The 26,051-nt window shown below is 68.4% G+C and carries 22 protein-coding genes and 7 pseudogenes; 11 read left to right on the top strand and 18 right to left on the bottom strand.

Annotation, left to right across the window (positions count from 1 at the left end; all coding sequences use genetic code 11):
- Together KIS93_RS55555 and KIS93_RS55560 are read left to right on the top strand one after the other, a co-directional pair.
- Positions 1-348: putative quinol monooxygenase (locus KIS93_RS55555; RefSeq protein ID WP_186405033.1), on the top strand; the 348-nt coding region annotated here is incomplete at its 5' end.
- A 39-nt stretch (positions 349-387) separates the two neighbouring features.
- The gene (locus KIS93_RS55560) at positions 388-1,833 is read left to right on the top strand and encodes a glycine hydroxymethyltransferase (protein WP_080039168.1); all 1,446 of its coding nucleotides are present in this window, start codon (positions 388-390) and stop codon (positions 1,831-1,833) included.
- Positions 1,834-1,841: 8 nt separating this feature from the next.
- Here KIS93_RS55560 and KIS93_RS55565 read toward each other — a convergent pair whose 3' ends face one another.
- On the bottom strand, positions 1,842-2,009 hold the full coding sequence (locus KIS93_RS55565; RefSeq protein WP_155127483.1) for a hypothetical protein: 168 nt from the start codon (positions 2,007-2,009) through the stop codon (positions 1,842-1,844).
- 40 nt (positions 2,010-2,049) lie between these two features.
- Positions 2,050-3,282 (bottom strand): methyltransferase, FxLD system, encoded by a 1,233-nt coding sequence (gene fxlM, locus KIS93_RS55570; protein WP_080039169.1) that lies wholly within the window; start codon positions 3,280-3,282, stop codon positions 2,050-2,052.
- 319 nt (positions 3,283-3,601) lie between these two features.
- Between fxlM and KIS93_RS69375 the strand changes: the two are divergent.
- Both KIS93_RS69375 and KIS93_RS55580 read left to right on the top strand, forming a co-directional pair.
- Positions 3,602-3,760: pseudogene (locus KIS93_RS69375) on the top strand (hypothetical protein); the annotation flags it as partial.
- A gap of 359 nt (positions 3,761-4,119) precedes the next feature.
- Positions 4,120-4,929, top strand: a complete 810-nt coding sequence (locus KIS93_RS55580; RefSeq protein ID WP_155127486.1) for a hypothetical protein — start codon at positions 4,120-4,122, stop codon at positions 4,927-4,929.
- Between the two features lie 210 nt (positions 4,930-5,139).
- Here the strand turns inward: KIS93_RS55580 and KIS93_RS69380 are convergent.
- From KIS93_RS69380 to KIS93_RS66775, 9 genes and pseudogenes are all read right to left on the bottom strand, one after another.
- Positions 5,140-5,295 (bottom strand): annotated as a pseudogene (locus tag KIS93_RS69380) (hypothetical protein); the annotation flags it as partial.
- Positions 5,292-6,947, bottom strand: a complete 1,656-nt coding sequence (locus KIS93_RS55585) for a glycoside hydrolase family 44 protein (RefSeq protein ID WP_080039171.1) — start codon at positions 6,945-6,947, stop codon at positions 5,292-5,294. The gene KIS93_RS55585 and the pseudogene KIS93_RS69380, both read right to left, overlap by 4 nt.
- A 572-nt stretch (positions 6,948-7,519) precedes the next feature.
- Positions 7,520-7,681 (bottom strand): annotated as a pseudogene (locus tag KIS93_RS55590) (transposase); the annotation flags it as partial.
- A 2-nt stretch (positions 7,682-7,683) separates the two neighbouring features.
- The gene (locus tag KIS93_RS55595; RefSeq protein WP_329607726.1) at positions 7,684-9,228 is read right to left on the bottom strand and encodes an ISL3 family transposase; all 1,545 of its coding nucleotides are present in this window, start codon (positions 9,226-9,228) and stop codon (positions 7,684-7,686) included.
- 115 nt (positions 9,229-9,343) lie between these two features.
- Positions 9,344-9,958, bottom strand: a pseudogene (locus tag KIS93_RS55600) (IS256 family transposase); the annotation flags it as partial.
- Positions 9,959-10,278: 320 nt separating this feature from the next.
- On the bottom strand, positions 10,279-10,572 hold the full coding sequence (locus tag KIS93_RS55605; RefSeq protein ID WP_080039173.1) for a hypothetical protein: 294 nt from the start codon (positions 10,570-10,572) through the stop codon (positions 10,279-10,281).
- Positions 10,573-10,776: 204 nt separating this feature from the next.
- Complete coding sequence (locus tag KIS93_RS55610) at positions 10,777-11,448, bottom strand: response regulator transcription factor (protein ID WP_230466210.1); 672 nt, start codon at positions 11,446-11,448, stop codon at positions 10,777-10,779.
- Between the two features lie 915 nt (positions 11,449-12,363).
- A complete protein-coding gene (locus KIS93_RS55615) occupies positions 12,364-12,993 on the bottom strand; it encodes a response regulator transcription factor (protein ID WP_080039175.1) in 630 nt (209 codons plus the stop codon).
- Positions 12,990-13,472: a sensor histidine kinase gene (locus KIS93_RS66775; RefSeq protein WP_230466211.1), complete on the bottom strand. Its 483-nt coding sequence runs from the start codon at positions 13,470-13,472 to the stop codon at positions 12,990-12,992. The genes KIS93_RS55615 and KIS93_RS66775 overlap by 4 nt, the downstream gene beginning before the upstream one ends.
- A gap of 66 nt (positions 13,473-13,538) precedes the next feature.
- Here KIS93_RS66775 and KIS93_RS66780 point away from each other — a divergent pair, with 66 nt between their 5' ends.
- From KIS93_RS66780 to KIS93_RS55630, 4 genes and pseudogenes are all read left to right on the top strand, one after another.
- Positions 13,539-14,120: a hypothetical protein gene (locus tag KIS93_RS66780; protein ID WP_230466212.1), complete on the top strand. Its 582-nt coding sequence runs from the start codon at positions 13,539-13,541 to the stop codon at positions 14,118-14,120.
- A gap of 248 nt (positions 14,121-14,368) precedes the next feature.
- Positions 14,369-14,557, top strand: coding sequence for a hypothetical protein (locus KIS93_RS64030; protein ID WP_222108039.1), 189 nt, complete (start codon positions 14,369-14,371; stop codon positions 14,555-14,557).
- Positions 14,558-14,735: 178 nt separating this feature from the next.
- Positions 14,736-14,918, top strand: coding sequence for a hypothetical protein (locus KIS93_RS64035; protein ID WP_222108040.1), 183 nt, complete (start codon positions 14,736-14,738; stop codon positions 14,916-14,918).
- 179 nt (positions 14,919-15,097) lie between these two features.
- Positions 15,098-15,310: pseudogene (locus tag KIS93_RS55630) on the top strand (PH domain-containing protein); the annotation flags it as partial.
- A 157-nt stretch (positions 15,311-15,467) separates the two neighbouring features.
- On the opposite strand, the gene KIS93_RS55635 reads toward KIS93_RS55630, so the two are convergent.
- The gene (locus KIS93_RS55635) at positions 15,468-16,922 is read right to left on the bottom strand and encodes an ISL3 family transposase (RefSeq protein WP_155127489.1); all 1,455 of its coding nucleotides are present in this window, start codon (positions 16,920-16,922) and stop codon (positions 15,468-15,470) included.
- A gap of 648 nt (positions 16,923-17,570) precedes the next feature.
- Here KIS93_RS55635 and KIS93_RS55640 point away from each other — a divergent pair.
- From KIS93_RS55640 to KIS93_RS55650, 3 genes and pseudogenes are all read left to right on the top strand, one after another.
- Positions 17,571-18,131, top strand: a pseudogene (locus KIS93_RS55640) (transposase); the annotation flags it as partial.
- Positions 18,132-18,297: 166 nt separating this feature from the next.
- Positions 18,298-19,776, top strand: coding sequence for an ISL3 family transposase (locus KIS93_RS55645; protein WP_230466492.1), 1,479 nt, complete (start codon positions 18,298-18,300; stop codon positions 19,774-19,776).
- Positions 19,704-20,591: pseudogene (locus KIS93_RS55650) on the top strand (IS256 family transposase); the annotation flags it as partial. The gene KIS93_RS55645 and the pseudogene KIS93_RS55650, both read left to right, overlap by 73 nt.
- Before the next feature lie 306 nt (positions 20,592-20,897).
- Here KIS93_RS55650 and KIS93_RS55655 read toward each other — a convergent pair.
- The 6 genes from KIS93_RS55655 to KIS93_RS55680 form a co-directional block, all read right to left on the bottom strand.
- Positions 20,898-21,926, bottom strand: a complete 1,029-nt coding sequence (locus KIS93_RS55655) for a DUF4192 domain-containing protein (protein WP_281262012.1) — start codon at positions 21,924-21,926, stop codon at positions 20,898-20,900.
- Positions 21,927-22,041: 115 nt separating this feature from the next.
- Positions 22,042-22,650: a vWA domain-containing protein gene (locus KIS93_RS55660; RefSeq protein ID WP_080039180.1), complete on the bottom strand. Its 609-nt coding sequence runs from the start codon at positions 22,648-22,650 to the stop codon at positions 22,042-22,044.
- Between the two features lie 27 nt (positions 22,651-22,677).
- The gene (locus tag KIS93_RS55665) at positions 22,678-23,358 is read right to left on the bottom strand and encodes a hypothetical protein (protein ID WP_080039181.1); all 681 of its coding nucleotides are present in this window, start codon (positions 23,356-23,358) and stop codon (positions 22,678-22,680) included.
- A gap of 41 nt (positions 23,359-23,399) precedes the next feature.
- The gene (locus tag KIS93_RS55670) at positions 23,400-24,281 is read right to left on the bottom strand and encodes a hypothetical protein (RefSeq protein ID WP_080039182.1); all 882 of its coding nucleotides are present in this window, start codon (positions 24,279-24,281) and stop codon (positions 23,400-23,402) included.
- Between the two features lie 100 nt (positions 24,282-24,381).
- Entirely contained in the window at positions 24,382-24,852 is a 471-nt protein-coding gene (locus KIS93_RS55675; RefSeq protein ID WP_080039183.1) for a hypothetical protein, read from the bottom strand.
- A 41-nt stretch (positions 24,853-24,893) separates the two neighbouring features.
- On the bottom strand, positions 24,894-26,036 hold the full coding sequence (locus KIS93_RS55680) for a DUF932 domain-containing protein (RefSeq protein ID WP_222108042.1): 1,143 nt from the start codon (positions 26,034-26,036) through the stop codon (positions 24,894-24,896).
- Positions 26,037-26,051: the final 15 nt, after the last annotated feature.

The raw sequence follows: 26,051 nt of genomic DNA on the forward strand, positions 1-26,051 counted from the left end.
TCACGGTGGACCCCGGCCACCCTGCAGCGCGCTCGCCACCTGTTCGCCGAGTTGGTCGAGGCCAGCCGCCGAGTCCCAGGAGTGATCGACTTCGACATCCTGCACGACCCTGCCGATCCCTGCCGCTTCGTGTCGATCGAGGTCTACGCCGACCAAGCCGCTGTCGAACTGCAGGACAAGCTGCCCCAGCTCCAAGCGGTGATGGACGCGTTGCCCGCCCTGCTGACCAGCAGCCTCACGGGAACCAAGTTCGTCGTGTCGGCCAGCGAGCCATGGACACCGCAGCCACCGACCCCCCCCGGCAGGGCAGCACGACCGGGCACGGAGTGTGAAAGCCTGGCCGCCTAGCGTGCTGCCGTTCCTCGCCCACATCTCGGAGACACGATCATGGCCCTGCCTGCTGAGCCCGCCGACTCGCTCGCCTTCACCGCCGCGCTGGACCTCATCTCGCAAGTCGAACCCCGCGTCGCCGAAGCGGTCCGGCAAGAACTTCAGGACCAGCGGGAAAGCCTCAAGCTGATCGCCAGCGAGAACTACGCCTCCCCCGCCGTCCTGGCCGCGATGGGCAACTGGCTCAGCGACAAGTACGCCGAAGGCACCATCGGCCGCCGCTTCTACGCCGGATGCCGCAACGTCGATACCGTCGAGCAGATCGCCGCCGATCACGCCACCGCCCTGTTCGGCGCGGCCCACGCCTATGTGCAGCCGCACTCGGGCATCGACGCCAACCTGGTGGCGTTCTGGGCCGTGCTCGCCCAGCGCGTCGAAGCGCCGGCCCTGGCCCGCGCCCAAGCCCGCCACGTCAACGACCTGTCCGACAGCGACTGGGAAGACCTGCGCCGCGACCTCGGCAACCAGCGGATGCTCGGCATGAGCCTCGACGCCGGCGGCCACCTGACCCACGGCTTCCGCCCCAACATCAGCGGCAAGATGTTCCACCAGGCCAGCTACGGCACCGACCCCGCCACCGGCCTGCTCGACTACGACCAGGTGCGCGCCCAGGCCCGCGAGTTCCGGCCGCTCATCCTCATCGCGGGCTACTCCGCCTACCCCAGGAAGATCAACTTCCGGGTCATGCGGGAGATCGCCGACGAAGTCGGCGCCACCCTCATGGTGGACATGGCCCACTTCGCCGGCCTCGTCGCCGGAAAGGTCTTCACCGGCGACTACGACCCGATCCCGCACGCCCACATCGTCACCACCACCACCCACAAGACCCTGCGCGGCCCCCGCGGCGGCATGGTGCTGTGCCAGAGCGAGCTGGCCGAGCAGGTGGATCGCGGCTGCCCCATGGTGCTCGGCGGGCCGCTCCCCCACGTCATGGCCGCCAAGGCCGTCGCCCTGGCCGAAGCCCGCACGCCCGACTTCGCCCGCTACGCCCAAGCCGTCGTCGCCAACGCCCAGGCGCTCGCCGAGGGCCTGCGGCGACGGAACGTCACCCTGGTCACCGGCGGCACCGACAACCACCTCGTGCTGCTCGACGTCTCCCCCTTCGGGCTGACCGGCCGACAGGCCGAAGCCGCCCTCCTCGACGCAGGCGTGGTCACCAACCGCAACGCCATCCCCCGCGACCCCGCCGGCGCCTGGTACACCTCCGGCATCCGTCTCGGCACACCCGCCCTGACCACCCGCGGCCTCAACCAGGCAGACATGGACCGCATCGCCCACCTGATCCACACGGTCCTGGCCGGCACCCAGCCCGCCACCACGCCCGACGGCAAGCCATCGCCGGCCAAGTACACCCTGGACGCGAAGGTCCGCGACCAGGTCAGCGAGGAGGCGGCCGATCTGATGGCCGGATATCCGCTCTACCCGGCGATCCGCATCAGCTGAGGCGGTTGTCACACAGCTTCGGTCAGCGCTTCGCTCGCGGTCTTCACCGAGTGTGTGAGTGAATCGAGCATCGGCGATGGCAGCATCCCCGTCCCCAGACCGGAGACCGCCACCAGGTCGGTCAACGCCTGGCGTTGCGCATCCAACACGCCACCCAAGAGGCGGTGCCCGAACATGTCGCGGGCGACTGGGTGTGGGGCATCCTGGCCCGGCCGGTCAGCCGGTGGGCCAGGAGATCGTGACAAGACCGTGCGTCTTGTTGAGCCTCGCCGTGCCCTCGGGCAGATGAGCCGGGGCGTGGCCGGACGGCCAGTAGGCGAACGTGGGCTCCGCGTGGTTCCTGGCCTGCTCGTCCCACGCCCGGATCTGCTCGACCAGCACGGCCGCCGCCTCCAGGCCGTGCGGCCCGTAGGCGCGAGCGCCGAACTCCGCACCCGCACCGTCCAGCGCGGGCCGCACCGACAGGTAGGCGAAGGAGTCGCCGCGCACCCCGGCGAACGGGAACCACGTCTTGCGCTCCTGGGCGAGTTCGGTCCCCTCCTCGGCGGCCAGCCTGCAAAAGCCCGGCAGGAAGCTGGCCAGCCACAGGTGCAGGTCGGCGAACGACACGCCGTGCTCGATCGTGACGCCGGACCACACCTCGCTCCGCTCGCCCGCCAGAACACCGTCCAGCAGGGCGGGGGCGTCGGGCGCCCCGTCGTCGAACCGCAGGGTGACGACGTGCCCGTTGGGGTCGGAGAGCCGGAACTCCCGGTCGGCGTGCTGGCCGGCGCCTTGCATGGGGACGAACCCGCACACCACGGCGGACGTACTGGCCAGATGGTCGTTGCCGCGGCGGAACGCGATGGAGCGGGTGACGCCGTTCATCCGCAACGGCACCACGAGCGTGCCGTTCGGGGCCAACTGGCGGAGCCAGGCCGGGGACAGGTCCCACGCGCCGACCGTCACGATGATCGCGTTGAACCGATCGAACGCGGGGATGTCGTGCTCGGCGTCGATCTCCATCACGCTGACCCGGCTCGTGTACCCGTTGGCGTCCAGCAGTTCGGAGGCGCGCGTGGTCACCTCCGGGTCGATGTCCACGCTGACGACGTGCCCGTCCGGCCCGACGATCTCGGCGATCATCGCGGCGTTCACCCCGCCGGAGCCGATCTCCAGCACCAGCATGCCCGGCTCCAGCTCGGCCTGCTCCAGCATCGCGACCTGGATGTACGCGGCGCTGACGGAGGAGATGGCCGCGCCGTGCTCGTCCCGCTTGGTCACCACGGCGCTGTCGGCCTGATAGGTGACCTCCAGCGGGGTGTCGGCCGGCACGAACGCGTGCCGGGGCACGGCGCGGAACGCCTGGTCGACCTGAGCCGACCGGATGTGGCCCGCCGCGGCGAGCTCGTCCGCCAGCTTGTTGCGCAGCTCGGCGGCCTGCGCCTGGTCGGTGGTCTCATCGTTCACTGGATGATCTCCCTGAGGTGTTTTGCTGATCGGCAGTCGTGCGAAGGGGCTTGGTGCGGTGCGGGTTCACCGTGGCGGGGCCGGTCGGGCCTGTCCAACGGACACGCCGGAGCCGGCTGGCGCGGTGCTCTGCCGGTGGGGTGTCTGCCAGCGCCTTCCGGCTGGGCATGGGCATCGCGGGCCCGGCCGGAAGGTCGAGGCGTGAGCGGCGGCCTGGGCGAGCAGGTGCACGCGCACGGCATCCGCGCTGGGGTCTTCTGCTGCTGAGCACCAGCAGCAGGATCAGCCCCGAAGGCACCGATCTCTTCCACCGTCACCGATCCATCCTTGCCCGCTCCCGCCGCCTGGTCCTGGACCGCAGCTTCAGCAGCGAGCTCGTCTACGCCAGCCTGCACCCGCTGTCCTTCCCACCCACGCTGGTCCAGCGAATGAGGTGGCGTTCAGTCCCGACGGTGCACATCTGGCCTCCGCCGGATATGACGGGACGATCGAGGTGAGGCTGCTGTTGGCAGCTCATCATGGGCAAGGCGCAGCACAAGAACCCGCGCACCGCCATGCGCTATGTCAAACCCGGCGCCGAAGCCATCACCAAGGTCACCGAGGTGTTGGCGTCCCGCCGCCGTACCCACTGATCAGCGATATCTCAGGCAGGGCAGGACCCTACCCCGTTCCGGTACTTGGCCTGGCCCTCAGTAGGGCGGGTTGTGCGGGGTGGTGGTCGCCGATGCCGTCCGGTGTTCGCCGTGGACGCTGAAGCCCAAGGCTTGCCGTTCATGCCCGGTCATGGTCCATGATCGGAGCATGAACGCCTTAATCCGGGCGGCCCTGGTGGGGGCCGTGATCGGGATCGGGGAAGCCGCCCTGGCACAGGTAGTGGATGACAACGTCCTCGTGTTCCTGGCGATGCTGGCCATGCCCTTGCCCGCGGGCACGCTGCTGACCCTTTGGGGCAGGCTGCCCTTGTGGTGGCTGATCTCGATCCTGGGACCGGTCTTCGCCGTCATGGGCTTCATCGCGGCTCCCGTCCCACCCGCCGAGATCGCGGAGATGGGCGGGTGGGGCAGCCTTCTGGCTTTCATGGGGATAGGAGCGGTCGGCTACCTGCTCGCCGGGGCCACGGCGCTGCCGCTGCGCATGGTGACGCGCCTGGCCGCCATCGGGACGGTCCTCGTCCTGGGCGTCGCCGCCGTCCTGGGAGACAGACCCCTCTCAGCGCTGGTCGCCGCGCAGACGATGGCGCGTGAACAAGTGCCCGTCATCGCCACCGACCAGCCGGAATACCGTCTCGACTCCGTCGAGGAGGAGGAAGGGATCCTCTTCCTCCACTACGAGCGCCGGCGCGATGGTCTGGAGGTGGCCGTCACCGTCCAGGCACCTTATGGGCTGACGGCCGAGCAGGCTTGCGACTTCGAGGTGCGGGGCGCGTGCGAGGAAGTAGCCCCGGGAATCTGGGGCGATCATGTGGACCTGGGCTCGACGCTGGTCACCCTGCGGGGGAACGCGCTCGTGGAGGTGACGGGCGAGCTGGCGACGAAGGACGACTTGCTCACGGTGCTGCGGGACGTGCGCCCGATGGACGCGTGGGAGCTGGCCTGGCTGGCGCTGAAGGACAGCTCCCACGACCAGGGGATGATCGTCGCAAAGTGAGGCGTCCGGGGGCAAGCAGCCCGCATCGGAAGAGGCCAACTGTGAGATCAATGCGCGGCTCGGTCGCGGCGGCGTCGGGCGGCGCGGTCTCGGTGCCTGCGACCTTGTCGTCCAGCAGCGCGTACAGCTGCGTCGTCTCCGTGGAGATCGGCCGAGGCGCCGCCGGACGGCCTCGAGGGAGACGCCGGCGGTGATGAGTTCGGTGGCGTGGGCGTGGCGCAGCTGGTGGATACCGATCTCGACTCCGGCCTGTGCGCAGTAGGTCTGCCAGCGGTGGTGGGCGTCGTAGGACAGGGTTCGCCGCGGCCGTTTGTGTGCCCCTGACCGGTGGCCGCACCTGGGCCGAGCCCTTCCGCGCGCCGTCAACGCCGGCGCGTCGGCAGCTCCAGCAGGGTGATCGAGTTCGCCGGGTACGTCGCTGTGACTCGGCCGTGGCGCACCAGGAGATCGTCACCGCGCACGATCGAGCCGAGATCGGCCGGGCCGTAGGTGAACCGCTGCGCCTTGGTGTTGCCGTGCAGTCCGGCGATCGACAACGGTGCGGTCAGCTCACCGCCGGTCTTGTTGATGACCATCAGGGTCAGCGCCTTGTCGCGGGAGCGTTGCGCCCCGTACACCGCCAGCTGTCCCTGATCGCCGCTGGCCGCCGACACGCTCACGTCGCCGAACCGGCTCCCCGCACCGTCGTAGTTGCGATACATCCGGAACGCGTAGGCGCCGGGCTGGGTCGGCTGGGGTTCGCCCCAGATGGTGGCGAGGTCGAGGCCCTCGCGCCCGAAGATGCCGAGAACGTCGGCCTGCGCCAGGGCGCCGTTGATGTCGTCCAGCGCCCCCCAGTTGTACTCGGTGATCGCGGTCTTCGTCCCGGGGTAGTACTGCGCGACCCAGTCCTTCATCTTGCGGATGAACTGCAGCGGCGGCGCGTTCACGCCCGAAGGGCCGATCCAGGACTCCTCGACGTACGTCGGGTCCCACAGCGAACGGGTGGAGCGCAGCCGCCACGCGTTCGACTCGGGGTCCTTGCCGCCGTTGATCTGCGGGTAGTAGTGCTGGTCGAAGTAGTCGAGCATGCGCTTGCCGCCGTGCGTGTCGCTGTAGTCCTTCATGTTCTTCAGGAACCACTGCGACAGGTTGAGCCCGCCGTGCGCGGCCGCGTCGGCGCCCGGCGCGCACCCGTCCGCCCCGGACGCGACCCACTCGCAGTACCCCCAGCCGGACGGGCCGAGCACCGCCGCGCTCGGGTCGGCGGCCTTGATCGCCGCGGCGGTCGTGGTGCTCTTGCCGCCCAGTTCGTCGTAGGAGACCGCCTCGGGGTGCACGTCGCGGTGCGTGGAGCTCCACAGCACCGGCTCGTTGTCGAGCTCGTAGATCGGTACGCCGCCGCGCGCCGCCGTGCCGAACTGGCTCACCAGGTGCGCCACCATCTCGCCGGCGAACGCGGCGTCCGCCGGGATCGAGGTGTCGGTGGGCACCGCCCCGGTGAGGTCGGCGTTGTCGAGGCGGCCGTTGCCGCAGCCGGCGTCCCACGGGTCGAAGGAGTCCTGCGCGGGGAACCGGGCGGCGGGGAATCCGCAGGCGAACGGGTGCTGGTCGGGCGAGTCCTTGGCCACCCACCCGCTCATCGGCACGGTGACGACCTGCTTGCTACCGCGGTCCTGGCTGGTCTTGACGTACGCCTCGACCGTATTGTCGGGCCCGGCGACGATGTTCTCGAAGTACCAGTCGCTTCCGGTGTTGTAGGTGTGGTTCTTGAAGTTGTAGCGGGTGCTCGCGTTGCCGCCCCAGCGCGTCACCGGCAGGCCGATCTCGGCGGCGAACGCCGGGTCGGCCCCGTTCATGCCGTAGATGTCGGGACTGATCGGGTGCCGGGGGGCGGACAGGTCCACCGACAGCGCGGGCCCGGCCGCGGCCGCCGCCGGCTGCAGGGACGCCTGGGCGGTCAGCGTCCCCGCCACCAAAGACACCGCCACGCCGAGGGTCGCGAGCGGTCGCAGCTTCCGCCGTCGTCGAGCATCCATCGTCGGCGCTCCCGTCATCCGTTCATGGTCAACAATCGACGAGCGTGACCAGCTGCCTTACGGGTGTCAAGGCGCTGCGATCGCGTCCAGCGGGTGCTCGGCTTGCGTGAGGGGTACGTTTCCTGGTCAAGCCCGTCAGCTGCTTGTGAACGACCCGGCCGCGGTTCCGGTGGCGGCCTGAAAGTTGCAGAGCCGGCGACTGCTCGGCTTCACGCGGCCGGCTGGGGGGCCGCCAGGCTGGCCAGGAGCTTGAGCCGTATCGCCGGCGATCGGAGGCGGCGGCTGTGGCCGAGGAGACGGGCCTTCCCCACGGCCACTCATCGGCTCGGCGAGCCGCGCCGGCTTCCCTCCCTCTCCAGTTCTCCGGAGGCCATCCCGACCGCAGCACCGACGGCTACCGGCGCGCCCGAACCAGGACCGCGCTCATGAACGTGGTTCTGGCCTGCCCCACTGGCCCGCCCCGGACTTCACCCTGGCCTAGGGAGCGCGTGCCTGACTGCGATCGCATCCGCCTCAGCGTCTTCTCGCGGCGCGGGATGTCGCGGCGGGACAGCAGCCGGGTGGATGGTGGTCTCGGTCAGCACGTGCAGCCAGAACTTGGCGCCCTCGCCGCCGTCGCCGGCCCACAAGCCCAGGATGTCGCGCTCGCCATCCACCGTCACCGCCATCGCCACGTAGATCGGCCGGTTGGCGACCTGACCCTCGCGCAGCTTGGCTCTGTCGCAGATTGCGTGATCTAGGCGGAACGCAGGGTGCGTTTGCGTAGCAGGTCGAGTTTCGCGCGGCCGAACATTTGGCGTTTGAGCATCTTGACGCGATTGACGTGCCCTTCGACAGGGCCGGAGCTGTGAGGCAGTGTCAGGCCGTTGCGGACAGCATTGAGATCCCGGCGGAGGTTGCGGGCGAAGGAAGCGAGCGCGGTGAATGAGTCCTTTTCGGCCGCGGAGATCCAGGCGTCGAGCTGGTGGCCGTGGAGCTGGGTCATCATGAGGGCGAAGTCCTGGACATGCCGGGCCAGCCGGTTCAGAGCGCGGCTGCGTTTGCGAAGGGTTCGCAACTGACCGGCATCGTCGGAGCTCAGGTTGTCGGGGTTGGACATGATCCAGCGGGTGATGTCGCGGCCCGAAGGCGGCCTGGGGGCGGGGATGGCGATCTGACCGGCACCGGTGCGAAAGCGCCGTAGGTAGCGTTGCACTTGTTGCTCGGTGCCGGAGTATCCGAACGTGGTGATCTCCCGGGTGAGCTGGGCAGCGTTTCGAATGCCCTCGTTCCAGCGGCGGTGCAGGTGTTCGTGGTATCCGTCCAGGATGCTGGCACGGTTTTGACTCATGGCGATCACGGTGTCGACCTCGGCGGCGTTGGCCAGCTTGCGGACGGTTGCGGGGTGCAGGCCGAGCTCTCGGCCGATGGCCGCCTTGCTGAGACCTTGTTTCAGCAGCTCATGCACGGCGGCGTGATGTCGACGCAGTCGGGTGACGACTTTGAGCTCGCGGTGGTGCATCACGGGTGGTGGTTCGGCGGTGCAGGTGGCTGCGGCCGCGGCGGCCAGCGCTGCTGCGAGGTCGTGGCGGACGGTGGCGACGTCCTTCTCCACGGCCTGGCCGAGGTTCTGCCACAGATGGAACCGGTCTGCCACTTGCACTGCGTCGGGTGCGCCTTGGCGTGCCCCGTCAGCGTAGCCGCCTGCTCGATCTCGGCAGATCACCTCCGGTAACGAGTGCTCACGCAGCCACGCTGCCAGAGAGTCTCCGTCCCTGCCGTCGATCATGTCCACGACCCTGCGGGTTTCGAGATCCACCATGATCGTGCCGTAGCGGTGACCCTTACGTGTGGCGAAGTCATCGACACCCAGCACCCGCACGTGTCCGATCGGCTGCTCAGGCAAGGCCCTGACGCGACGCAGCAGGGTGTCGCGGCCCACTTGCAGACCCAGCGAGGCTGCCAGGCGAACGCCGGCCCGGCCCGCCAGCTCCATCCCTATCGATGCCAACAGCTGCTGCAGGGCGTCGGTGAAGCGCGCATGCGGCCGGGTCAGGCCCGGCACCTGCTCGGCGAACGTCTTCACCGGACACGTGACGCTCACACAGCGAAAACGCCTGACCACCAACTCGATGATCACGCAGGCACCACCCACCACGGCGTCCTTGAGCCGGCGCACGTACCTGCCGTGAACCCGAGCCGATACCCCGCCACAGCTCGTGCACGCCGCTCGCATCCCGCTTACCCGAGCACGAATACTCACTATCCCGCCTTCGCGCTTGGCATCCTCCACGGTCAGCACCGTCAGGTGCGGGAGCAGAACGTCAATCCACTGCGCAAGACACGAAGATCATTATTCCTTCGTGGAACCCGCAACAAGACCGACGAATCGAGGATCACGCAATCTGCGACAGAGCCCGCAGCTTCACGTGGATGGCATCGATAAACAAGACCGGGTAGACGGGGTCGAGCGGCCGGTTTTGCCACTCGGCCATCCCGTCCAGCACCTTGTCGGTGATGGTGGAGATGGTCTGCTTGGACACCTGCGCCCCATACACCTCGGCCAGATGGGCGGAGATCTCCCCAGTGGTCAGGCCCTTGGCGGCCAGCGAGATGACCATCTCATCCACGCCGGACAGCCGCCGCTGCCGCTTGCGCACGATCTTCGGCTCGAAGCTGCCGTCCCGATCGCGTGGCACGCTGACCTCGACCGGCCCGACGTCGGTGATGACGGTCTTGGAGCGGGCGCCGTTGCGGTTGCTGCCTGTCTCGCTTGCACCGCGTTCGTGCTTGTCATAGCCGAGATGGTCAGTGATCTCGCCTTCCAGCGCGGACTCCAGCACCAGCTTGGTCAGCCGGCCGAGCAGCCCGTTCTCCCCCACCAGTTCCACGCCCTCGGCGCGGGCCTGGTCGACCAGCTGGGCCACCAGCTCCCGATCCGAATCCTTGGCCTTGCTCTCCTTGGACTGCTTGCGGGCCACGCCGGCGTCCTCCAGGTCGATCTCCGTCGATGCCTGGATCACAGTACTCATCAGGTGCGTTCTCCTTGATCAGGAGTTACACCAGTGACCGTACAGACCCCTGCCAGGGGGATGAACTCGGACAGGTGCTGCATGGTTGCGTGCTTCGTTGATGGTGAGGGCCGGGAGAGACTTCAGCCCGGCACCTTCCATTGGCGGCGTCGGCGTGGTGTCCGGCAGCTGTCTCGGACCGGACGGACGCATCGGACGGAAACACGCCCGCCCGCCCCCCATGAGGCGGAAAACTGGGTACGTCGGTCCGAGGCTTGGAGCCTGGCCGCCTCCATCGTCTGCTGGACGGACAGCTGCAGTTATGCGAGATACGGTGATGCTCAAGGGTCGGGCCCGCGCGAATGAGCGCTCCTGGGACCCCCTGAAGCTGGAGCCCGCAGGAGGCATGAGTGGCGACGCAGCACGATCCGGCGGACTGGCCCGGGTGGCCCTTCGACAGCCCGGGTGGCCCGGCTCGGCCTGGACCGAATCCACTGGATGTCCTGCGCGGTCGTGCCCAGGTCGGCGACCAGCGCCGGGACGGCGACGGTGAGCGCCATGTTGTCGATGACCAGCACCAGCGTGCTCAGGCAGAGCGCGATCAGGATCAGCCAGCGGCGGGAATGCGGTTGCATGTCGTCAGCTTCCGTTCTTGTGCGGATCGGCTCCGGGGTGCGGAACCCTCGATGACCTACGGTCGCCGACCGCTCTGATACCGGACCGTCGCCGTACTGACAGCGCCTCTGACACGCCACCGGCCACACAGGGGCCCGGAGCGGATGGCCACCTGGACAGCCGGTACCGCCGTAACTGACGTTCAGCCTGAACGGGTCACGGTCTCATGAGGTCGTGGAGTCGAGGAACATGAGGGCTGCCTTGACCCTGCGGTTGGTGTCCCGATCGCCCTGCAACCCCAGCTTCAGGAAGATCGAGTTGATGTACTTCTCCACGGTGCGCTCAGATACTCCAAATGCGGTGGCGATGGCGAGATTCGATCTTCCGGCGGCGACCTCGGCCATGATCTCGCGCTCCCGGCTCGTCAAATGACGCAATGGCCCCTCGTCGTCGCGCGCCTTGGCGGACATCAGTGAGTCCACAACCACGGGGTCGATGAATGATCCACCACCAGCGACAGTACGCAGCGCCAAGATCAACTCACCGGGCTGGGCGATGCGCTCCTTGAGCAGGTATCCCCGACCGCCGCTACCTTCCTGGATGAGGTGCAGCAGGTAAAACGGGTCGAGGAACTGCGACAGGACCAGCACGGCGATCTCCGGGTGCGTACTTCTCAGCACGGTCGCCGCTCTGATTCCCTCATCGGTCATGGTCGGCGGCATGCGGATGTCCGTGATCACCACGTCGGGATTCTTCTGGTCGACGAGCTCCAGAAGCTCTTCGTATCGCCCGCAGGAACCAACGACCTCGACACCCTCCTCTTCACCGAGAAGGGCCTCGATGCCGGCCCGCACGAGGAGATGGTCCTCAGCGACCACTACCCGCAGTGAAGTCACCACCAAACCGTAGTTCGCGCCTCGATCCATACTCAACAAGCGATCAGCCGATACCGGGGAACCTCAGGACGCCACCATGATCGTCAGCGCGCCGGGGCCGGGAGCGCTTTCACGATGTACGCGCGAGCCCTGACCGGTCCGGCAAAATAAAAATCTTTTCCAGGGTCACTTTTCCCTCGGATCTTTCCGGCACAGTCCGAACAGAGGTTATCCTTACTCGTAGGGGGAACGGGGCCCTGCCTGGATGAGCGCCGACAGAACCCCGTATTTCCACCTCGGAGGGGCGGCCGAGCCATGGGCCCGGCTATGCCCCTCCCCCCTTGAGAATTTCGTAGAGCATCATCAGCACCTGTATCAACAGGATCAGATCGACGTCACCGTCTTCCTCAGGGTCCTTGTGGCGGTGGACTCTCAACTGCACTCACCACCTCTCGGTCGGGCTGAGGTCTCCCGGTCCGTCGCCGATCAACCCCATGGGTGGCTAGTGCTGATCGGCACGGCAGTGAATGTGTTGATACTCGTGCAGATTACCTTCTGAAGCGTTCCTGCGCGCTTTCTCTGAGTGACCTGGCGGGATGCCCTCAACCGGCCGGAAGCATATTAGGGTCCAAAATGTTCGGCGCATTGATCAGCAGAATGACGCCAGCTCAACCATGGATTGGACCGCCAGGCGCCGAATCCGTTCCTCGTTACGACTGCCCGCAACTTTCTCGAGGCGGGGGAGGAATCAGGTGGTGCTTCAGCCGGAACCTTACCTGGAGGGCTTAGTGATAACCCTCGTTCCGCATAGTGGTAGCACCCTCTCGCTATACGTGGTAACCCCATAGACCCACCACGGTTCCGAAGGTGAGAGGCGTCTTGGATCCGCCCCGCCGTCTCTCATGACCTTCACCCGTCGCCGGGTGGGGTGGTGGCTCAGGACAGCAGTCCGCGCTTCATCGCCGTCATCACCGCCGCCGTACGGTCGGAGACCCCGAGCTTCTTGAACGAACGCAGCAGGTACGTCTTGACCGTCGCCTCGCTGAGGTACAGCCGGCCCCCGATCTCGGCGTTCGTCAGGCCCTGCCCGACCAGCCGCAACACCTCGCACTCCCGCTCCGACAGCGGCGACGGCTCGGCCTCGCGAGCGCGGAAGAGCTTGCCCGCCAGCGACGGGGTGAGGGCGGTCTCGGTCCGGGCGGCGCTGCGTACCGCGCCAATCAGCTCCTGCCGGGTGCTGCCCTTGAGCAGGTAGCCGGCCGCGCCCGTCTCGACGGCGCGCAGGATGTCGGTGTCGTCCTCGTAGGTGGTGACGATGACGACCCTGGTGCCCAGCAGCCGTCGCAGGATGTGCTCGGTGGCGGCGACGCCGTCCATACCACCCATGCGCAGGTCGAGCAGGACGATGTCGGGGCGCAGCGCTTCCGCCTGGACGATCGCCTCCTCCCCCGAACCGGCCTCGCCGACGACCGCGATGCCGTCGGCCGACTCCAGCATGGCGACGAGCCCTTCCCTGACCACGGGGTAGTCGTCGGCGAGCAGGACCCTGATGGGGGGTCTCGTCAGGCATCGGCGGGCTCCTCGATCCGGGCCCGCCCGGGCACGCGCACCTCGACGGCGGTGCCCTCACCCGGGCGGCTGTCGACGCGGAGCGTGCCGTCGATCTCCGCGTCCCTGGCCCGCATGCCCGCCAGCCCGTAGCCCGACTCGGTGCCGTCGTGGGCGAAGCCCTCGCCGTCGTCGCGGACGAGCAGGCGGACGTGTTCGGGGTCGAAGGTGATCACGACGTCCACGGTGCGGGCGTTCGCGGCGTGTTTGCGTACGTTCGCGATGGCCTCCTGGGCGGCGCGCAGCAGCACGACGCCTGCGGCGGTGGGCAGCGGCCGCTCGGTGCCTTCGACGGAGGTGCGCACGTCGAGGCCGGTCTCGGCCACCAGGCCGTCGGCCTGCCTGCGCACAGTCTGGGCCAGTGAGTGCTCGCGCAGGGTGGGCGAGGTCCGCGCCGCCACGAACCCGCGGGCCTCCGCCAGTGACTCCCCGGCCACCTGCCCGGCCCGTGACAGGTGCCTGGACGTCTGCTCCGCCGCATCGGGCAGGGTTGGAGCAGGCTGATGATGCTGGTCAGGCTCTGGGCCAGGGTGTCGTGGATCTCGCCGCGGGCCAGGCGTTCGCGCTCGGCGGAGATGCCGGCCTCGTGGGAGAGCCGGGCCACCCGCTCCCTGCTGCGCCGCAGTTCCTCGATGAGCCGCGCGCGTTCCTGGCTCTGCCGCGACATCCGCTTGATCCAGACGCCGAGCAGCACCGACAGCGCGAGGCTGAGCAACGCGATGGGCAGCACACCCCACACGCTCGCGCCCGGCTCCTCGCCCCTGACCCACACCATCGCCACGGGGAACAGGTTGGCGACCGCGAGCAGGCTCACCGCCCAGCTCATCGGCAGCGTCATGAGCAACATCGGAGCCAGTGCGAACAACGCGAAGAAGCCAACGAAACCGAAGATCGTCGGCACGCAGAACAGCAGCACCACGCCGATCCCGAACACCAGGTTCCGGCGCCTGCCGGTGCGGCCGATCATCGCGCGGCGGCCGAACGCGGCGTACCACGGCACGATCAGCGTCAGCGCGCCGATCGCGATCGCGCGGTGCCCGGTGGACAGGTCGGAGATGAACAGCAACACCGAAGTGACCAGGTAGGACACGGCGAAGAAACCGTCCACAAACCGAACCAGCCCATCCGCTGCCCGGTCTCGTGCTGCTCCTCCTTTCGCAGTGGCATGCCATCAGTCGTGCCACGCTCACGGACCGTGTCCACTGCTCGGTGGACAAACAGGACCCACCTTTCGGACGTCTCGCCGCGAGCGGTCCGTTCCTACGGTGGAAAGCAGGAAAAGGACGTGTGCCGCACGTGAAACCCCCTCCCCGATCCGGAGTGATCCCCTGCCATGAGTCAATTTCTCGCTGCCCTGATCGCGAGCGGTACCATCCTGCTCATCGTCCTGCTGACGGACATGGGACGGCGGCGCGTCACCAAGATGCGCATGTTGCGCTCACCGATCGCCGTGGTCGTCGTCCTCGCCATCTTCGTGCACTCCTTCCCCACGCGGGCAACGACCTGTCGTTGCAGCTCGTGAGCATCGGCGTCGGGCTGATCTGCGGGCTCGTCGCCGCCGCGCTGCTGCCCGCGTACCGGGAGGAGTCGGGCGAGCTGTACACGGTCGGCGGGATCGATTACGCGCTGCTCTGGGTCGTGCTCTCCCTGGCGCGCGTGGTGTTCGCCACGGCGCGGAGAACTGGTTCCCCGAGGGCCTGGTGCGCTTCTCGATCGAGTACGAGATCAGCGGCGCCGACACCTACGCCAACAGCTTCGTATTCATGGCGCTGGCGATGGTCCTGGCCCGCACCGCCGCCCTGATGGCCAAGTCCCGCAAGCTGACCGCCACCCCTGCCACCGCCACTACCTCCGCCTCCGACGCCGCCGCCGCTGCGAAGTGAGAACGGACGACATGAGACTCCGACCGCCCCGTCACCGCGTGGACCGCCGCTCGATCAGCTGGTGGACGGCCCAGGCCGCGGTGTTCGCCCTCCCCCTGCCCCTGACGTTGGGCATCCTGTAGGCCTGCATCCCGCCCACCCTCGGGCTGTCCATGTGGTTCACGCTGATCTCCCTCCTGCCCGGCCTGCTCTACATGGCTGTCATGCCGGCCTGGCGCTACCGGGTGCACCGCTGGGAGGTCACCGATGAGGCCGTCTACTCGGCCTCCGACTGGCTGTGGCTGCAGTGGCGGGTCGTCCCGCTGTCGCGCGTCCAGACGGTGGACACCTTGCCCGGGCCGCTGCAGCAGCTGTTCGGGCTGTCCGGCGTGACCGTGACCACCACCTCCGCCACTTCGGTGCACAGGAGAGGGCGATGACCAGGCCAATCGTGGCCGTGTGTGGACGGCTCGGCCCTTGCCCGGACGACTCATCACCCCTGCCTCGCGCAGCGCGTTTGGTGATCATTTCCACACCTCCGGAGTGGCTCTGCCAAGATTCCTGTGGTAGCTAACCGTGGTGCTTCTGGGCGAGGAGTATCCGTTTTCGGAGTAGCGATAATCCGGCCTTGCCGTACGTCTGCCGCTTGAGGAGCTTGATCTTGTTGACGACGCTCTCGGTGGGTCCGTTGCTGTAGGGCAGGGCGAGCGCGGCGGCCACGGCGTCGTGGTCGATGAGCAGGCCTTCGGCGAAGGAGCGCAGCGCGGGAACCTGCTGGTCGCCGCGGACCTTGTCGATCCAGGCGTCCAGGCGTGCGGTGTGTTCGTCGAGGTTGCCGTCGTGGTCGGCGGTGAGCAGGGCGGCGAAGGAGCGGACGTGGTCGGTGACAGCTTGCAGTTCGGGGCAGCGTTTGAGGGTGTGTTCCAGGCGGGTCTGCTGGGAGGCGGTGAGGTTGATCGGGTTGGTGGTGATCCAGCGGGTGAGACGGCGGGGCGAAGGCGGCGGGTGCTCGCCGTCGGCGCGGCCTTGCCCCAGGTAGCGGTAGAGCAAGGTGGAACCGCCCTGATACCCCATCGCCTTGATCTCACCGAGCAGGGTCCAGGTGGCCACGCCGGGCTCGACGGCGCGGCGCTTGCGCAGGTAGCCGCGGAACGGGTCGACCAGGGTGGTGGAGTATTTCGGCCCGGGGATCAGCTGCTCGGCGTGCTCGGCGGCGGCGTACTTCTTCACGGTGTTGCGCGACAGGTGCAGCTTGCGCATGATCTGTCCGTGTGAGGCTCCCTGGGCGAGCAGGGCGTGCACCGCCGCATGCCGGGAGCGGGTGCGCTGCGCGGAGGGGCCCTCGCCACGGGCGGCGCTGTGGTCGGGGTCACTGAAGCAGGCACGATGCGCGATACAGGTCTTCTCCACCGCATCGATGAGGTTCTTGAAGATGTGCCACCTGTCGGCGACCTGCACCGCCTGCGGGGCACCGTCACGAGCGCCGGCGGCGTAAGCCGTCGAACGGTCCCGGCAGATCAGCTTCACCTCCGGGTGCGCCTTCAGCCAGGCTTCCAGCGTCACCGCGAGCCGGCCGTCCAGCACCTCAAGGCGCTCATGGGTGTGCGCGTCGATAATGATCGTGGCATAGCGGTCACCGCGCTTGAGCGCGAAGTCGTCCACCCGGATCGCCTCCGGTGCACGGACCGTGGGCTCGGGCAACGCCATCAGCGCGCCCAGCACCGCGGTGCGGCTGAGCAGAACTCCCGCTGCGGCCAGCAGCGCTGACCCGGCGCGCCCGGCCAGGGCGACCGCAGCCGCCCCGACCAGCGTGGCCAGCGGCGGAGTCCGACGGGCATACCGTTCCGCCAGCCCGGGCACCTGCTCATTGAAGGTCTGGCGCGCACAATCCAAGTTGGAGCACACCAGGCGTCGCAGGACCAGCTCGAGCACCACCGGTGCCCCACCGGCCGGGCTGTCGGCCAAGCGCCGCCGATAGTAGCCATGCACCTTGCCCGTCGCGGTCCCGCACGTCGGGCAGGGCATCGGCTCCCCCACGGGAACGGGCGATCACACGTAACGCAGCACCTTCACGCTCGACGCGCTCAACCAGCACCGAGTCCAGCTGGGGGAAGACAACGGCCACCACATCAGCGTCACACAGAACCAACCGTGACACCCAGACGCGAAATCCGTAGCTAATGACACACCGTGAGTTACCACTGGAATCTTGGCAGAGCCCCTGAAGTGATACCCCCCTGCGCACGAGGGCGATCGGGTGAGGCGCCTTGGGCGAAGGTCTGGACACTGGATGGCCACCGGTCCAGATTTCGTAGAGGACCTGATGTGACGGTGGCCATGAGACGCGTTTCACGGCCACCGTCACATCGCTTCCAAGCGATGAGAAGCATTCCGACAAGAGGTCGCACATGATCTACCCATGGGGTCACGTCCGTGGACGTGACCCTGCCGTGGGGGGTATCACTCTAGGTGTGGAAATGATCACCAAACGTAGACGAAAGTCTGCAACGATCATTCACCATCTCGGGGGAGAACACGATCATGTCCACGACACGGGGAAGAACCGCGCTGGCCGCGGTGGGGCAAGACCAGCGCGATGATGCATCGGCGCTGCTGGGGGCGGCTGCGCATCATGGCGGGGAACAATCCCCCCAGCGTGACGGCGAGGTGCCGTTGCGGGACCTGCTCGGCGATCACGTGCTGGACCTGCTGCTGGAACGCTCACGCGACGGCGCGGGCGGGCTGCGGCTGACCGGTGAAGGCTCGATGCTCGGCGAACTGGTCAAGGCGGTGCTGGAACGCGCCCTGGAGGCCGAGCTGTCGTCGCATCTGGGCTATGGCAAGCACGAGGTGGCCGGCCACGGCTCGGGCAACTCCCGCAACGGCAGGATCGGCAAGACCGTGCAGACCGGGGTCGGGCCGGTCCGGCTGGCCGTGCCCCGGGACCGGGCCGGCACCTTCGAGCCGGTGCTGGTGCCCAAGCGGGCCGGCCGCATCTCCGGCGGCCTGGACGACATGATCATCAGCCTGTACGCGCACGGCATGAGCGTGCGCGACATCCAGCACCACCTGCGCCAGATCTACGAGGTCGAACTCAGTCACGAGGCCATCTCCAACATCACCGACGCCGTGCTGGAGGAGGTCCGCGCCTGGCAGGCCCGGCCGCTGGAAGCGGTCTACCCGGTGGTGTTCCTGGACGCCATCGTGGTCAAGGTCCGGGCTCTGTCGCAGATTGCGTGATCCTCGATTCGTCGGTCTTGTTGCGGGTTCCACGAAGGAATAATGATCTTCGTGTCTTGCGCAGTGGATTGACGTTCTGCTCCCGCACCTGACGGTGCTGACCGTGGAGGATGCCAAGCGCGAAGGCGGGATAGTGAGTATTCGTGCTCGGGTAAGCGGGATGCGAGCGGCGTGCACGAGCTGTGGCGGGGTATCGGCTCGGGTTCACGGCAGGTACGTGCGCCGGCTCAAGGACGCCGTGGTGGGTGGTGCCTGCGTGATCATCGAGTTGGTGGTCAGGCGTTTTCGCTGTGTGAGCGTCACGTGTCCGGTGAAGACGTTCGCCGAGCAGGTGCCGGGCCTGACCCGGCCGCATGCGCGCTTCACCGACGCCCTGCAGCAGCTGTTGGCATCGATAGGGATGGAGCTGGCGGGCCGGGCCGGCGTTCGCCTGGCAGCCTCGCTGGGTCTGCAAGTGGGCCGCGACACCCTGCTGCGTCGCGTCAGGGCCTTGCCTGAGCAGCCGATCGGACACGTGCGGGTGCTGGGTGTCGATGACTTCGCCACACGTAAGGGTCACCGCTACGGCACGATCATGGTGGATCTCGAAACCCGCAGGGTCGTGGACATGATCGACGGCAGGGACGGAGACTCTCTGGCAGCGTGGCTGCGTGAGCACTCGTTACCGGAGGTGATCTGCCGAGATCGAGCAGGCGGCTACGCTGACGGGGCACGCCAAGGCGCACCCGACGCAGTGCAAGTGGCAGACCGGTTCCATCTGTGGCAGAACCTCGGCCAGGCCGTGGAGAAGGACGTCGCCACCGTCCGCCACGACCTCGCAGCAGCGCTGGCCGCCGCGGCCGCAGCCACCTGCACCGCCGAACCACCACCCGTGATGCACCACCGCGAGCTCAAAGTCGTCACCCGACTGCGTCGACATCACGCCGCCGTGCATGAGCTGCTGAAACAAGGTCTCAGCAAGGCGGCCATCGGCCGAGAGCTCGGCCTGCACCCCGCAACCGTCCGCAAGCTGGCCAACGCCGCCGAGGTCGACACCGTGATCGCCATGAGTCAAAACCGTGCCAGCATCCTGGACGGATACCACGAACACCTGCACCGCCGCTGGAACGAGGGCATTCGAAACGCTGCCCAGCTCACCCGGGAGATCACCACGTTCGGATACTCCGGCACCGAGCAACAAGTGCAACGCTACCTACGGCGCTTTCGCACCGGTGCCGGTCAGATCGCCATCCCCGCCCCCAGGCCGCCTTCGGGCCGCGACATCACCCGCTGGATCATGTCCAACCCCGACAACCTGAGCTCCGACGATGCCGGTCAGTTGCGAACCCTTCGCAAACGCAGCCGCGCTCTGAACCGGCTGGCCCGGCATGTCCAGGACTTCGCCCTCATGATGACCCAGCTCCACGGCCACCAGCTCGACGCCTGGATCTCCGCGGCCGAAAAGGACTCATTCACCGCGCTCGCTTCCTTCGCCCGCAACCTCCGCCGGGATCTCAATGCTGTCCGCAACGGCCTGACACTGCCTCACAGCTCCGGCCCTGTCGAAGGGCACGTCAATCGCGTCAAGATGCTCAAACGCCAAATGTTCGGCCGCGCGAAACTCGACCTGCTACGCAAACGCACCCTGCGTTCCGCCTAGATCACGCAATCTGCGACAGAGCCAAGGTCCGCGACAACCACAGCGTCCAGGCCAAACCCGCCTACCTCGCGGTCGGCATCGACGCCGACGGCGACAAGCACGTCCTCGGAATCTGGCTGGCCAAGACCCCGCTCGATACCGCCACCGCCGGCGAATCGGCCCGGTTCTGGACCACGGTGATGAACGACCTGAAAAACCGGGGCGTGCGCGACATCCTCATCGCCTGCACCGACGGCCTGACCGGCTTCGAGGACGCCATCCACGCGGCGTTCCCGCACACCACCGTGCAGGCCTGCGTCGTGCACCTGATCCGCAACGCGCTGCGGCCGGTCGCCCGCCGCGACCGCGCCGCGCTGGCCGCCGAACTCAAGAAGATCTACACCGCGCCCACCGAGCAGGCCGCGTTCGACGCCCTGGCAGACTTCACCGCCTCCACCTGGGGCGAGCGGTATCCGCAGGCGGCCCGGGTGTTCGAGACGGCCTGGGACCGCTTCATCCCGTTCTTCGCCTTCTCCCCGGCGGTCCGTAAGCTGCTCTACACCACCAACAGCATCGAGTCGCTGAACTACCAGCTGCGCAAGGTCACCAAGGCCCGCGGGCACTTCCCCGGCGACGACGCCGTGGTCAAGCTGCTGTGGCTGGCCATCATCAACATCGAGGACAAACGCGCCCGCGAACGCGCCGCGACCAAGGAGAAGACCGGAAAGATCAAGAACTCGCCCAGCACCGCCCGCCTGATCGAGGGACAGCGCACCATCGGCTGGCGCGAGGCACTCATCGAACTCGATATCGCCTATCCAGGCCGCATCAGGTAAAGACCGCCATCAAGCACTCAGCAAAGATCTTTACACACCTGAAGTGACAACCTCCTGCCGTGTCGCTGGACCAGCCTGTCATGTCGCTGTGCGAGTAGCGGGACGACCTGCGGAAGGGGCCGTCGCCGTAGAGGGTGTCCGCCTGCAGCCGCACAGTTGAGGATGGTCAGGCTGTCGGTGAGGTTCTGGTTGACCTCGCCAGGACAGGCGAATGGGCTGCGGCAGATTGTTCGTGAGGTGGCCGCTTACAAGCTCAGGGGCTCCCCAGATGGCCACCCACGGAGCGATGTGGCCGCCACAAGCGGATCAGGTGTGCCTGTCGAGGTTTGGCGGCGTGGGTAGAACCGGTTTGGCGAGTTCGGGGGTTCTGGTGGCTTGTTCGGTGATTGTCTTGGCGAGGTCGTCGAGTTCGGCGTCGGATTCTGCCGGTGGGATGCCGTAGGGCAGGGTGGCGAGGATGAGGCGGGCGAAGGGATAGTTCGGCTCGGCTTGGAGGGCGCGTTCGGCGGCGTAGCCGGCCAGGGTTGTTTCTCCGTGGTGGAGGGCGAGGAAGGCCAGGATGGTGGCCGGTGCGGCGGCGTAGGCGGGGTCGATGGTGCGGGTGACGTCGATCCAGAGTCGTCGTGCGATGTGGGTGCCGTACCGGCGGTGCAGGGTGTAGCTGATGTCGCGGACCAGCACTCCGGTGAGGAGTACTCCGAGCCAGGCGAGGTCGTCGGCGGGGATGGGGCGGCCGGCTCGGGCGTGCTGGTAGCACTTGTGGGCGTGCTGAAGTCCTTCGGTGAACCAGTAGTGCTCGTCGAGGTCGGGAGTGGCGAGCCTGGCTTCGGCCCGGGCGCGGGCCGCGGCGGTGGCCGCCGTCATGATTGTTCGTTGTTCTCCTCCGACGGGCTGCAGCATCTGCTGGAGGGCTTCCTTTCCGGGCAGGGCGACCAATCCCGCCAGGACCGCGTGAGCGGCGGCCCGGTTGCTGCCGGCGTCGTAGGGGGTGCCCTCGGGTGGGCAGCAGGCGGGGTCGGGGCAGAGGTAGGACCAGTAGCGGTCGTTCTCGCAGCGGAGCATGTCGAGGATGGCGATGTTGTGCGCGGTGAGCGCGGTCGCGAAGGCGTGCATGTAGGGGGTGATCCGCTCCCCCGGCCCGTAGCCGATCAGGGCGACGCGGGGTGCCGCCTCGTGAACCAGCATGCGGACGGCTTGCGTGACGAACTCGTCCCGGTCGGACGGTTGGTCGGGCAGGTCGGAGCGGACGGCGACGGTGAGGAGGTCGTTGTTGAACGCCACCACGACCAGACCCTGGTCGGGCCGGTAGCCGATGAGGTAGGGCACGATCGCGATGAGGTCGGCGGGGTTTGGAGCCGGATCGTGGTGGGCTGCCTGCTGGACTGTTCGGGGTGGTGGTGCATGCGTTCGTTCTCCTGGGCGGGATGGTGGGGTGTGGCTGCTCGGGTGGTCAGTGGCTGGTGGCGTCGCGGTCGTCGTCGGTGAAGCCCTGTTCGCCGTGGGAGGTGACGCGTCCGAGCCGGGCGAGCGCCTCGGCGGTGCGGTCGGTGCTGAAGCGCAGCGTGGTGTCCGGCCGGATGCCGAGGTGGGCGGCGTTGGTGAAGGCGTCGGGGGTGGCGTCGAGGTAGTGGAACGTCCAGCCGTGGCGGGTCTGCTCCTCGATGAGGTGGCGGATCGCTGTGCGGGAGCGCCATCGGGTGGAGGCGTTCTCGTGGCCGTCGGTGAGGATGACGACGATGATTTCGCTGGGGCGCTCGCCGTCGGGCATCGCTTCGAGGTGGTCTTGCATGCGGGTCAGGGTGGTGCCGATGGCGTCGAGGAGGGCGGTCTTGCCTGCGGGCAGCAGCGTGAAGTCCGGCAGGTCGGTCAGGGGCCGGTATTCGTAGACGACGTCGTAGCGGTGGTCGAACTGGTAGAGCGAGATCAGGGTTTCGGCCGGGTGGCCGTGCTGGGCGGCGAGGAAGGCCTTGAGTCCGCCTTCGGCGTCGTCCTTGATGCGGTCCATGGAGCCGGACCGGTCGAGGATGACGGTGATGTGGCGGCGGTTCGGGTTCGGCATGATCGTGCCTTTCGGGAGGGGTGGTGTTCAGGCGGCGGTCTGGTCCGGCAGACCGGTGGCAGGGGTGTCGTCGGCCAGGAGGGCGGTCATGCGGGCGAGCTGGGCGCGCTGGGTGGCCAGCTCGCGTTGCCGGTCGGCGATGAGGGCTTCGAGCTCGGCGATGCTGGCGTGCTTGCGGTGCAGGCCAGTGCGTTGCAGGAGAGTGCGGGCGGCGGCGCGGCGGAGCTGGTCCACATCGGGGCGCTGTAGCCAGTAGGTGGCCAGGGCGGCGAGGATGGCGGTGACGTGCCGGGCGACGGGGGTGGGGACGCGGGCTCTGCGGTGGCCGCTGGTGGCGTCGCGGTGGTAGATGCGGGTGCGGAGGTGGCGGGGTGAGCGGGCGTCGAGGGTGGTGGAGTCGACCAGCCGCAGGGTGCCGTCGATGACGGGGCGGTGCGGGCGGTAGGTGCCGGTGTGGGCGCCGTTGGGGAGTTCGTCGCCGTAGTGGATCCGGAGCCGGGTGGTGGCGGGGTCGGGGTTGTCGCGGTCGAAGTCGGGTTCCAGGGTGAAGACGCCGGTGGCCGACGTGTGGTGGATCAGGCAGCGCAGGACGCCGGTGGCGGGGTTGGGCTTGGCCAGGACGCGCAGGTCACCGTAGGGGGCGGCGGACAGCATGACGGGCACGGTGACGGCGTCGCCGGTTGTCTGCGTTGGTCGGGTCTCGGGCACGGAGGCACCTTCCTTTCCGGGGCGGGCAGGGCAGGGCCGGGTCAGCCGGCCGGTTCGGGTGGGAACCGGGTGGCGGCTTCGGCGCTGCTCATCCGGCCTTGGATCTCGGCGTACGGGAGGCGTCGCATGGCGTGGGAGGGGTGGCCGGCGTGATCGACGTTCTCGCTGCGGCGCAGCAGCCGGCGGCCGACCTCGAGGGGGCCGGTGGGGATGGTCAGGCTCTTGGCGTTGACGCGCAGCACCTCGTACCAGGTGCCGAGGTAGAGGGCGAAGTCGCCGACGGTGAAGTCGGCGGGGCGCCAGATCTTGACGCCGTCGGCGGCGGCTTGGGCGACGATGTCGTCCCAGTAGGCGATCCTGGCCGACAGCCGGGCCTGTTCGGTGAGCAGGCGGTCGCGGTAGTCGCCGGTGGCGGGCTGCCACCGCAGCAGCGGCGTGCCGTCGTCGTTGAGGACGATGTGGCCGTCGCGTTCGACGAGCTGGGGGTGGGCTTGGCCGGTGAGTTCGCGTTGGATGCGGCGCAGCCGTTCGCGTAGCCGGTCGAGGCGGCGCAGGGTGGCGCGGGGGTCACGATGGTGCTGCTGGAGGTGTTCGGCGGCTCGGGCCTGGCTGATCCAGTACGGTTGCCGGTCGGCGTGCCGGCTGGGGTGGGTGGGCGCGCTGGTTTGTTCGTCGATGGTGGTCGGCAGGCCGGCGGCCTGGAGCGCTGTGGCGATCTCCGTGACGCGGGCGCGGTGGTCGCGGGGGTGCCGGTTGCGGGAGTGCGGTTCGTACCAGGCGCCGTGTCGGCCGTGGTGTTCGATGCGGTCGGACCAGCGCAGGCCGAGGCCGCCGTGGCGGCGGCTGCCGAGCAGGTTGTGCTGGTCGCGGCTGGTTCCGGTGACGATGATGCCGTGGGTGGCGGACACGTGGATGGTGATCATAGGGGCCTCCCTTCGCGGGATGGCGGTGGCGCGGCAGCGTCCGCCCCAGCCCGGGCGGGCCCGGCCGGGTCGGGTGCTGCCGCGTGTGGGTGTGCGGGGGTCAGGGGCGTGGGCCGATTCGTCGTTCGAGCAGGTCGGCCAGGGCGGCCGTGGTCAGGCGGGGGTCGAAGAGGCCGCCGTATTCGTGGGGCTCTTCCGGGTCGAGGCCGATCAGGTGCGCTGCGCGGAAGCGGACGTGGATGACCTTCCTGCCGCGGGCCGTCTCCAGCAGGTGCGCGGGATCGCCGGCCTCGGCGATCAGGTACTGCTCGATGGAGCCGTTCAGGTGGGCGGCGTCGGTTGCGGTGACGGGCTGGGTGTCGATCCACTCCTGGCGTTCGGCGTCGATGCGGACCAGCCAGCGGCCGCCGGCGGCGAGCGCCAGGTGGCTGCCGTAGCAGCACACGGTGCCGCAGCGCTCGTGTGATCTCCACGTGGTCTGGTCCCAGGTGGTGCAGTCCGGGGCGGTGACGTGGTCGAATGCGTGCCAGGCGAGCGTGGCGCCGCGGAACGGGACGATCTGGATGGGCATGACAGGGGCGACCTTTCTTGTCGATCGGGTGGCGGTGGCCGCTACAGGGCGGCGGCCAGGTGCATGGCCTGGACGGCGCGGCTTTCCAGCTCGAAGGCTTTCTCGGCATCGTCGAGGACCTGGGCGGCGCTGGTGACGGCGTGCATGACGCCGCCGGCGGTCAGCGCGCCACCCTTGATGAAGTGCTGCAGGATGAGCTGCTGCTGGTCCTTGGTGAAGGACAGCTTGGTGGCGACGAAGGCGATCGTCTGGTCGGGCTCGGCGACTTCGACGCGGGCCTGGCGGCTCAGCTCGGCGATCTTGGCGCGGACGTAGTCGACGTCGAGGAAGGTGCGCACGGCGTCGCGGGCCCGGGCGGTGACCAGCGCCATGCTTTTGGCCAGGGTGTCGGGGCTCCAGCGCACGATCCCGTCGTCCATGCGGCCGCCGAGGTGCACCTCGCGCAGCACGTCCCGGTTGATGGTCATGCCGTTGCGGCACACCTGCAGCGTCAGGCGGGGGGTGATGGTGAAGGCGCCGTCGCCGGTCTCACTGTTGGCCAGCAGGAAGCCGGCGAACACGACCGGATGGGCGGCCGCGTCCGCGCCGGAGAAGGGGCTGCGGTAGCCGGTGACCAGGTCGGGGGCGTAGGCCTGGATCTGCTCGCAGGCCACCCGCAGGAACATACGGCGCTCGGTGAGGTCGGCGCCGTCGATCTGGACGGCGACGCCGCTGTCGGTGATGCCGGCCAGGGCGGCCATGAGCACATCCAGATTGTCGACGATCTTGTAGCTGTTGGACAGCAGGGCCCGGCCGACGCCGGTGCGGCCGTTGCCGGCCAGCGCGCGGAACAGGAAGCGGCGGCGCGGGTCGGCCTGCAGCCAGCCGTTGATGTTGGCCTCGTACAGGCGGGGCTGCTCCTCACGGGTGCGGCGCAGATACTGCGCGGGGATGCCGAGTTTGGTGGCGATGTCCTGGTCGCAGTGCGCGGTGGGCAGGTAGCGGCCGGCGGTGGCGGTGACGCCGTCCTTGGTGACCAGCGGCTCGGTGCCGATCAGCTCGAGGTGCGTGCCGACGGCGCGCAGCCGCTCGGCCGGCACGATGACGTCGATCTTTCGGGCGTGCTGGGCGCGCAGCACGTCGACCAGGTCGTCCAGGGTGGCGTTGCGCAGGGTCAGGGGCGGGAAGGGTGCGGCGGTCGTCACGAAGGGTCCTCCTGT

The organism is [Actinomadura] parvosata subsp. kistnae, from assembly GCF_900323885.1.
In the GTDB taxonomy this organism is placed as follows: Bacteria; Actinomycetota; Actinomycetes; order Streptosporangiales; family Streptosporangiaceae; genus Nonomuraea; species Nonomuraea composti.

Excerpts from the sequence above, each read along its gene's own strand:
- KIS93_RS55560 (WP_080039168.1), top strand. The coding sequence starts at position 388 with ATGGCCCTGCCTGCTGAGCCCGCCGACTCGCTCGCCTTCACCGCCGCG.
- KIS93_RS55565 (WP_155127483.1), bottom strand. The coding sequence starts at position 2,009 with ATGTTCGGGCACCGCCTCTTGGGTGGCGTGTTGGATGCGCAACGCCAG.
- KIS93_RS55585 (WP_080039171.1), bottom strand. The coding sequence starts at position 6,947 with ATGGATGCTCGACGACGGCGGAAGCTGCGACCGCTCGCGACCCTCGGC.
- KIS93_RS55605 (WP_080039173.1), bottom strand. The coding sequence starts at position 10,572 with ATGCAACCGCATTCCCGCCGCTGGCTGATCCTGATCGCGCTCTGCCTG.
- KIS93_RS66780 (WP_230466212.1), top strand. The coding sequence starts at position 13,539 with ATGATGCTGGTCAGGCTCTGGGCCAGGGTGTCGTGGATCTCGCCGCGG.
- KIS93_RS64030 (WP_222108039.1), top strand. The coding sequence starts at position 14,369 with ATGAGTCAATTTCTCGCTGCCCTGATCGCGAGCGGTACCATCCTGCTC.
- KIS93_RS55635 (WP_155127489.1), bottom strand. The coding sequence starts at position 16,922 with ATGCCCTGCCCGACGTGCGGGACCGCGACGGGCAAGGTGCATGGCTAC.
- KIS93_RS55645 (WP_230466492.1), top strand. The coding sequence starts at position 18,298 with ATGCGAGCGGCGTGCACGAGCTGTGGCGGGGTATCGGCTCGGGTTCAC.
- KIS93_RS55660 (WP_080039180.1), bottom strand. The coding sequence starts at position 22,650 with ATGCCGAACCCGAACCGCCGCCACATCACCGTCATCCTCGACCGGTCC.
- KIS93_RS55670 (WP_080039182.1), bottom strand. The coding sequence starts at position 24,281 with ATGATCACCATCCACGTGTCCGCCACCCACGGCATCATCGTCACCGGA.
- KIS93_RS55675 (WP_080039183.1), bottom strand. The coding sequence starts at position 24,852 with ATGCCCATCCAGATCGTCCCGTTCCGCGGCGCCACGCTCGCCTGGCAC.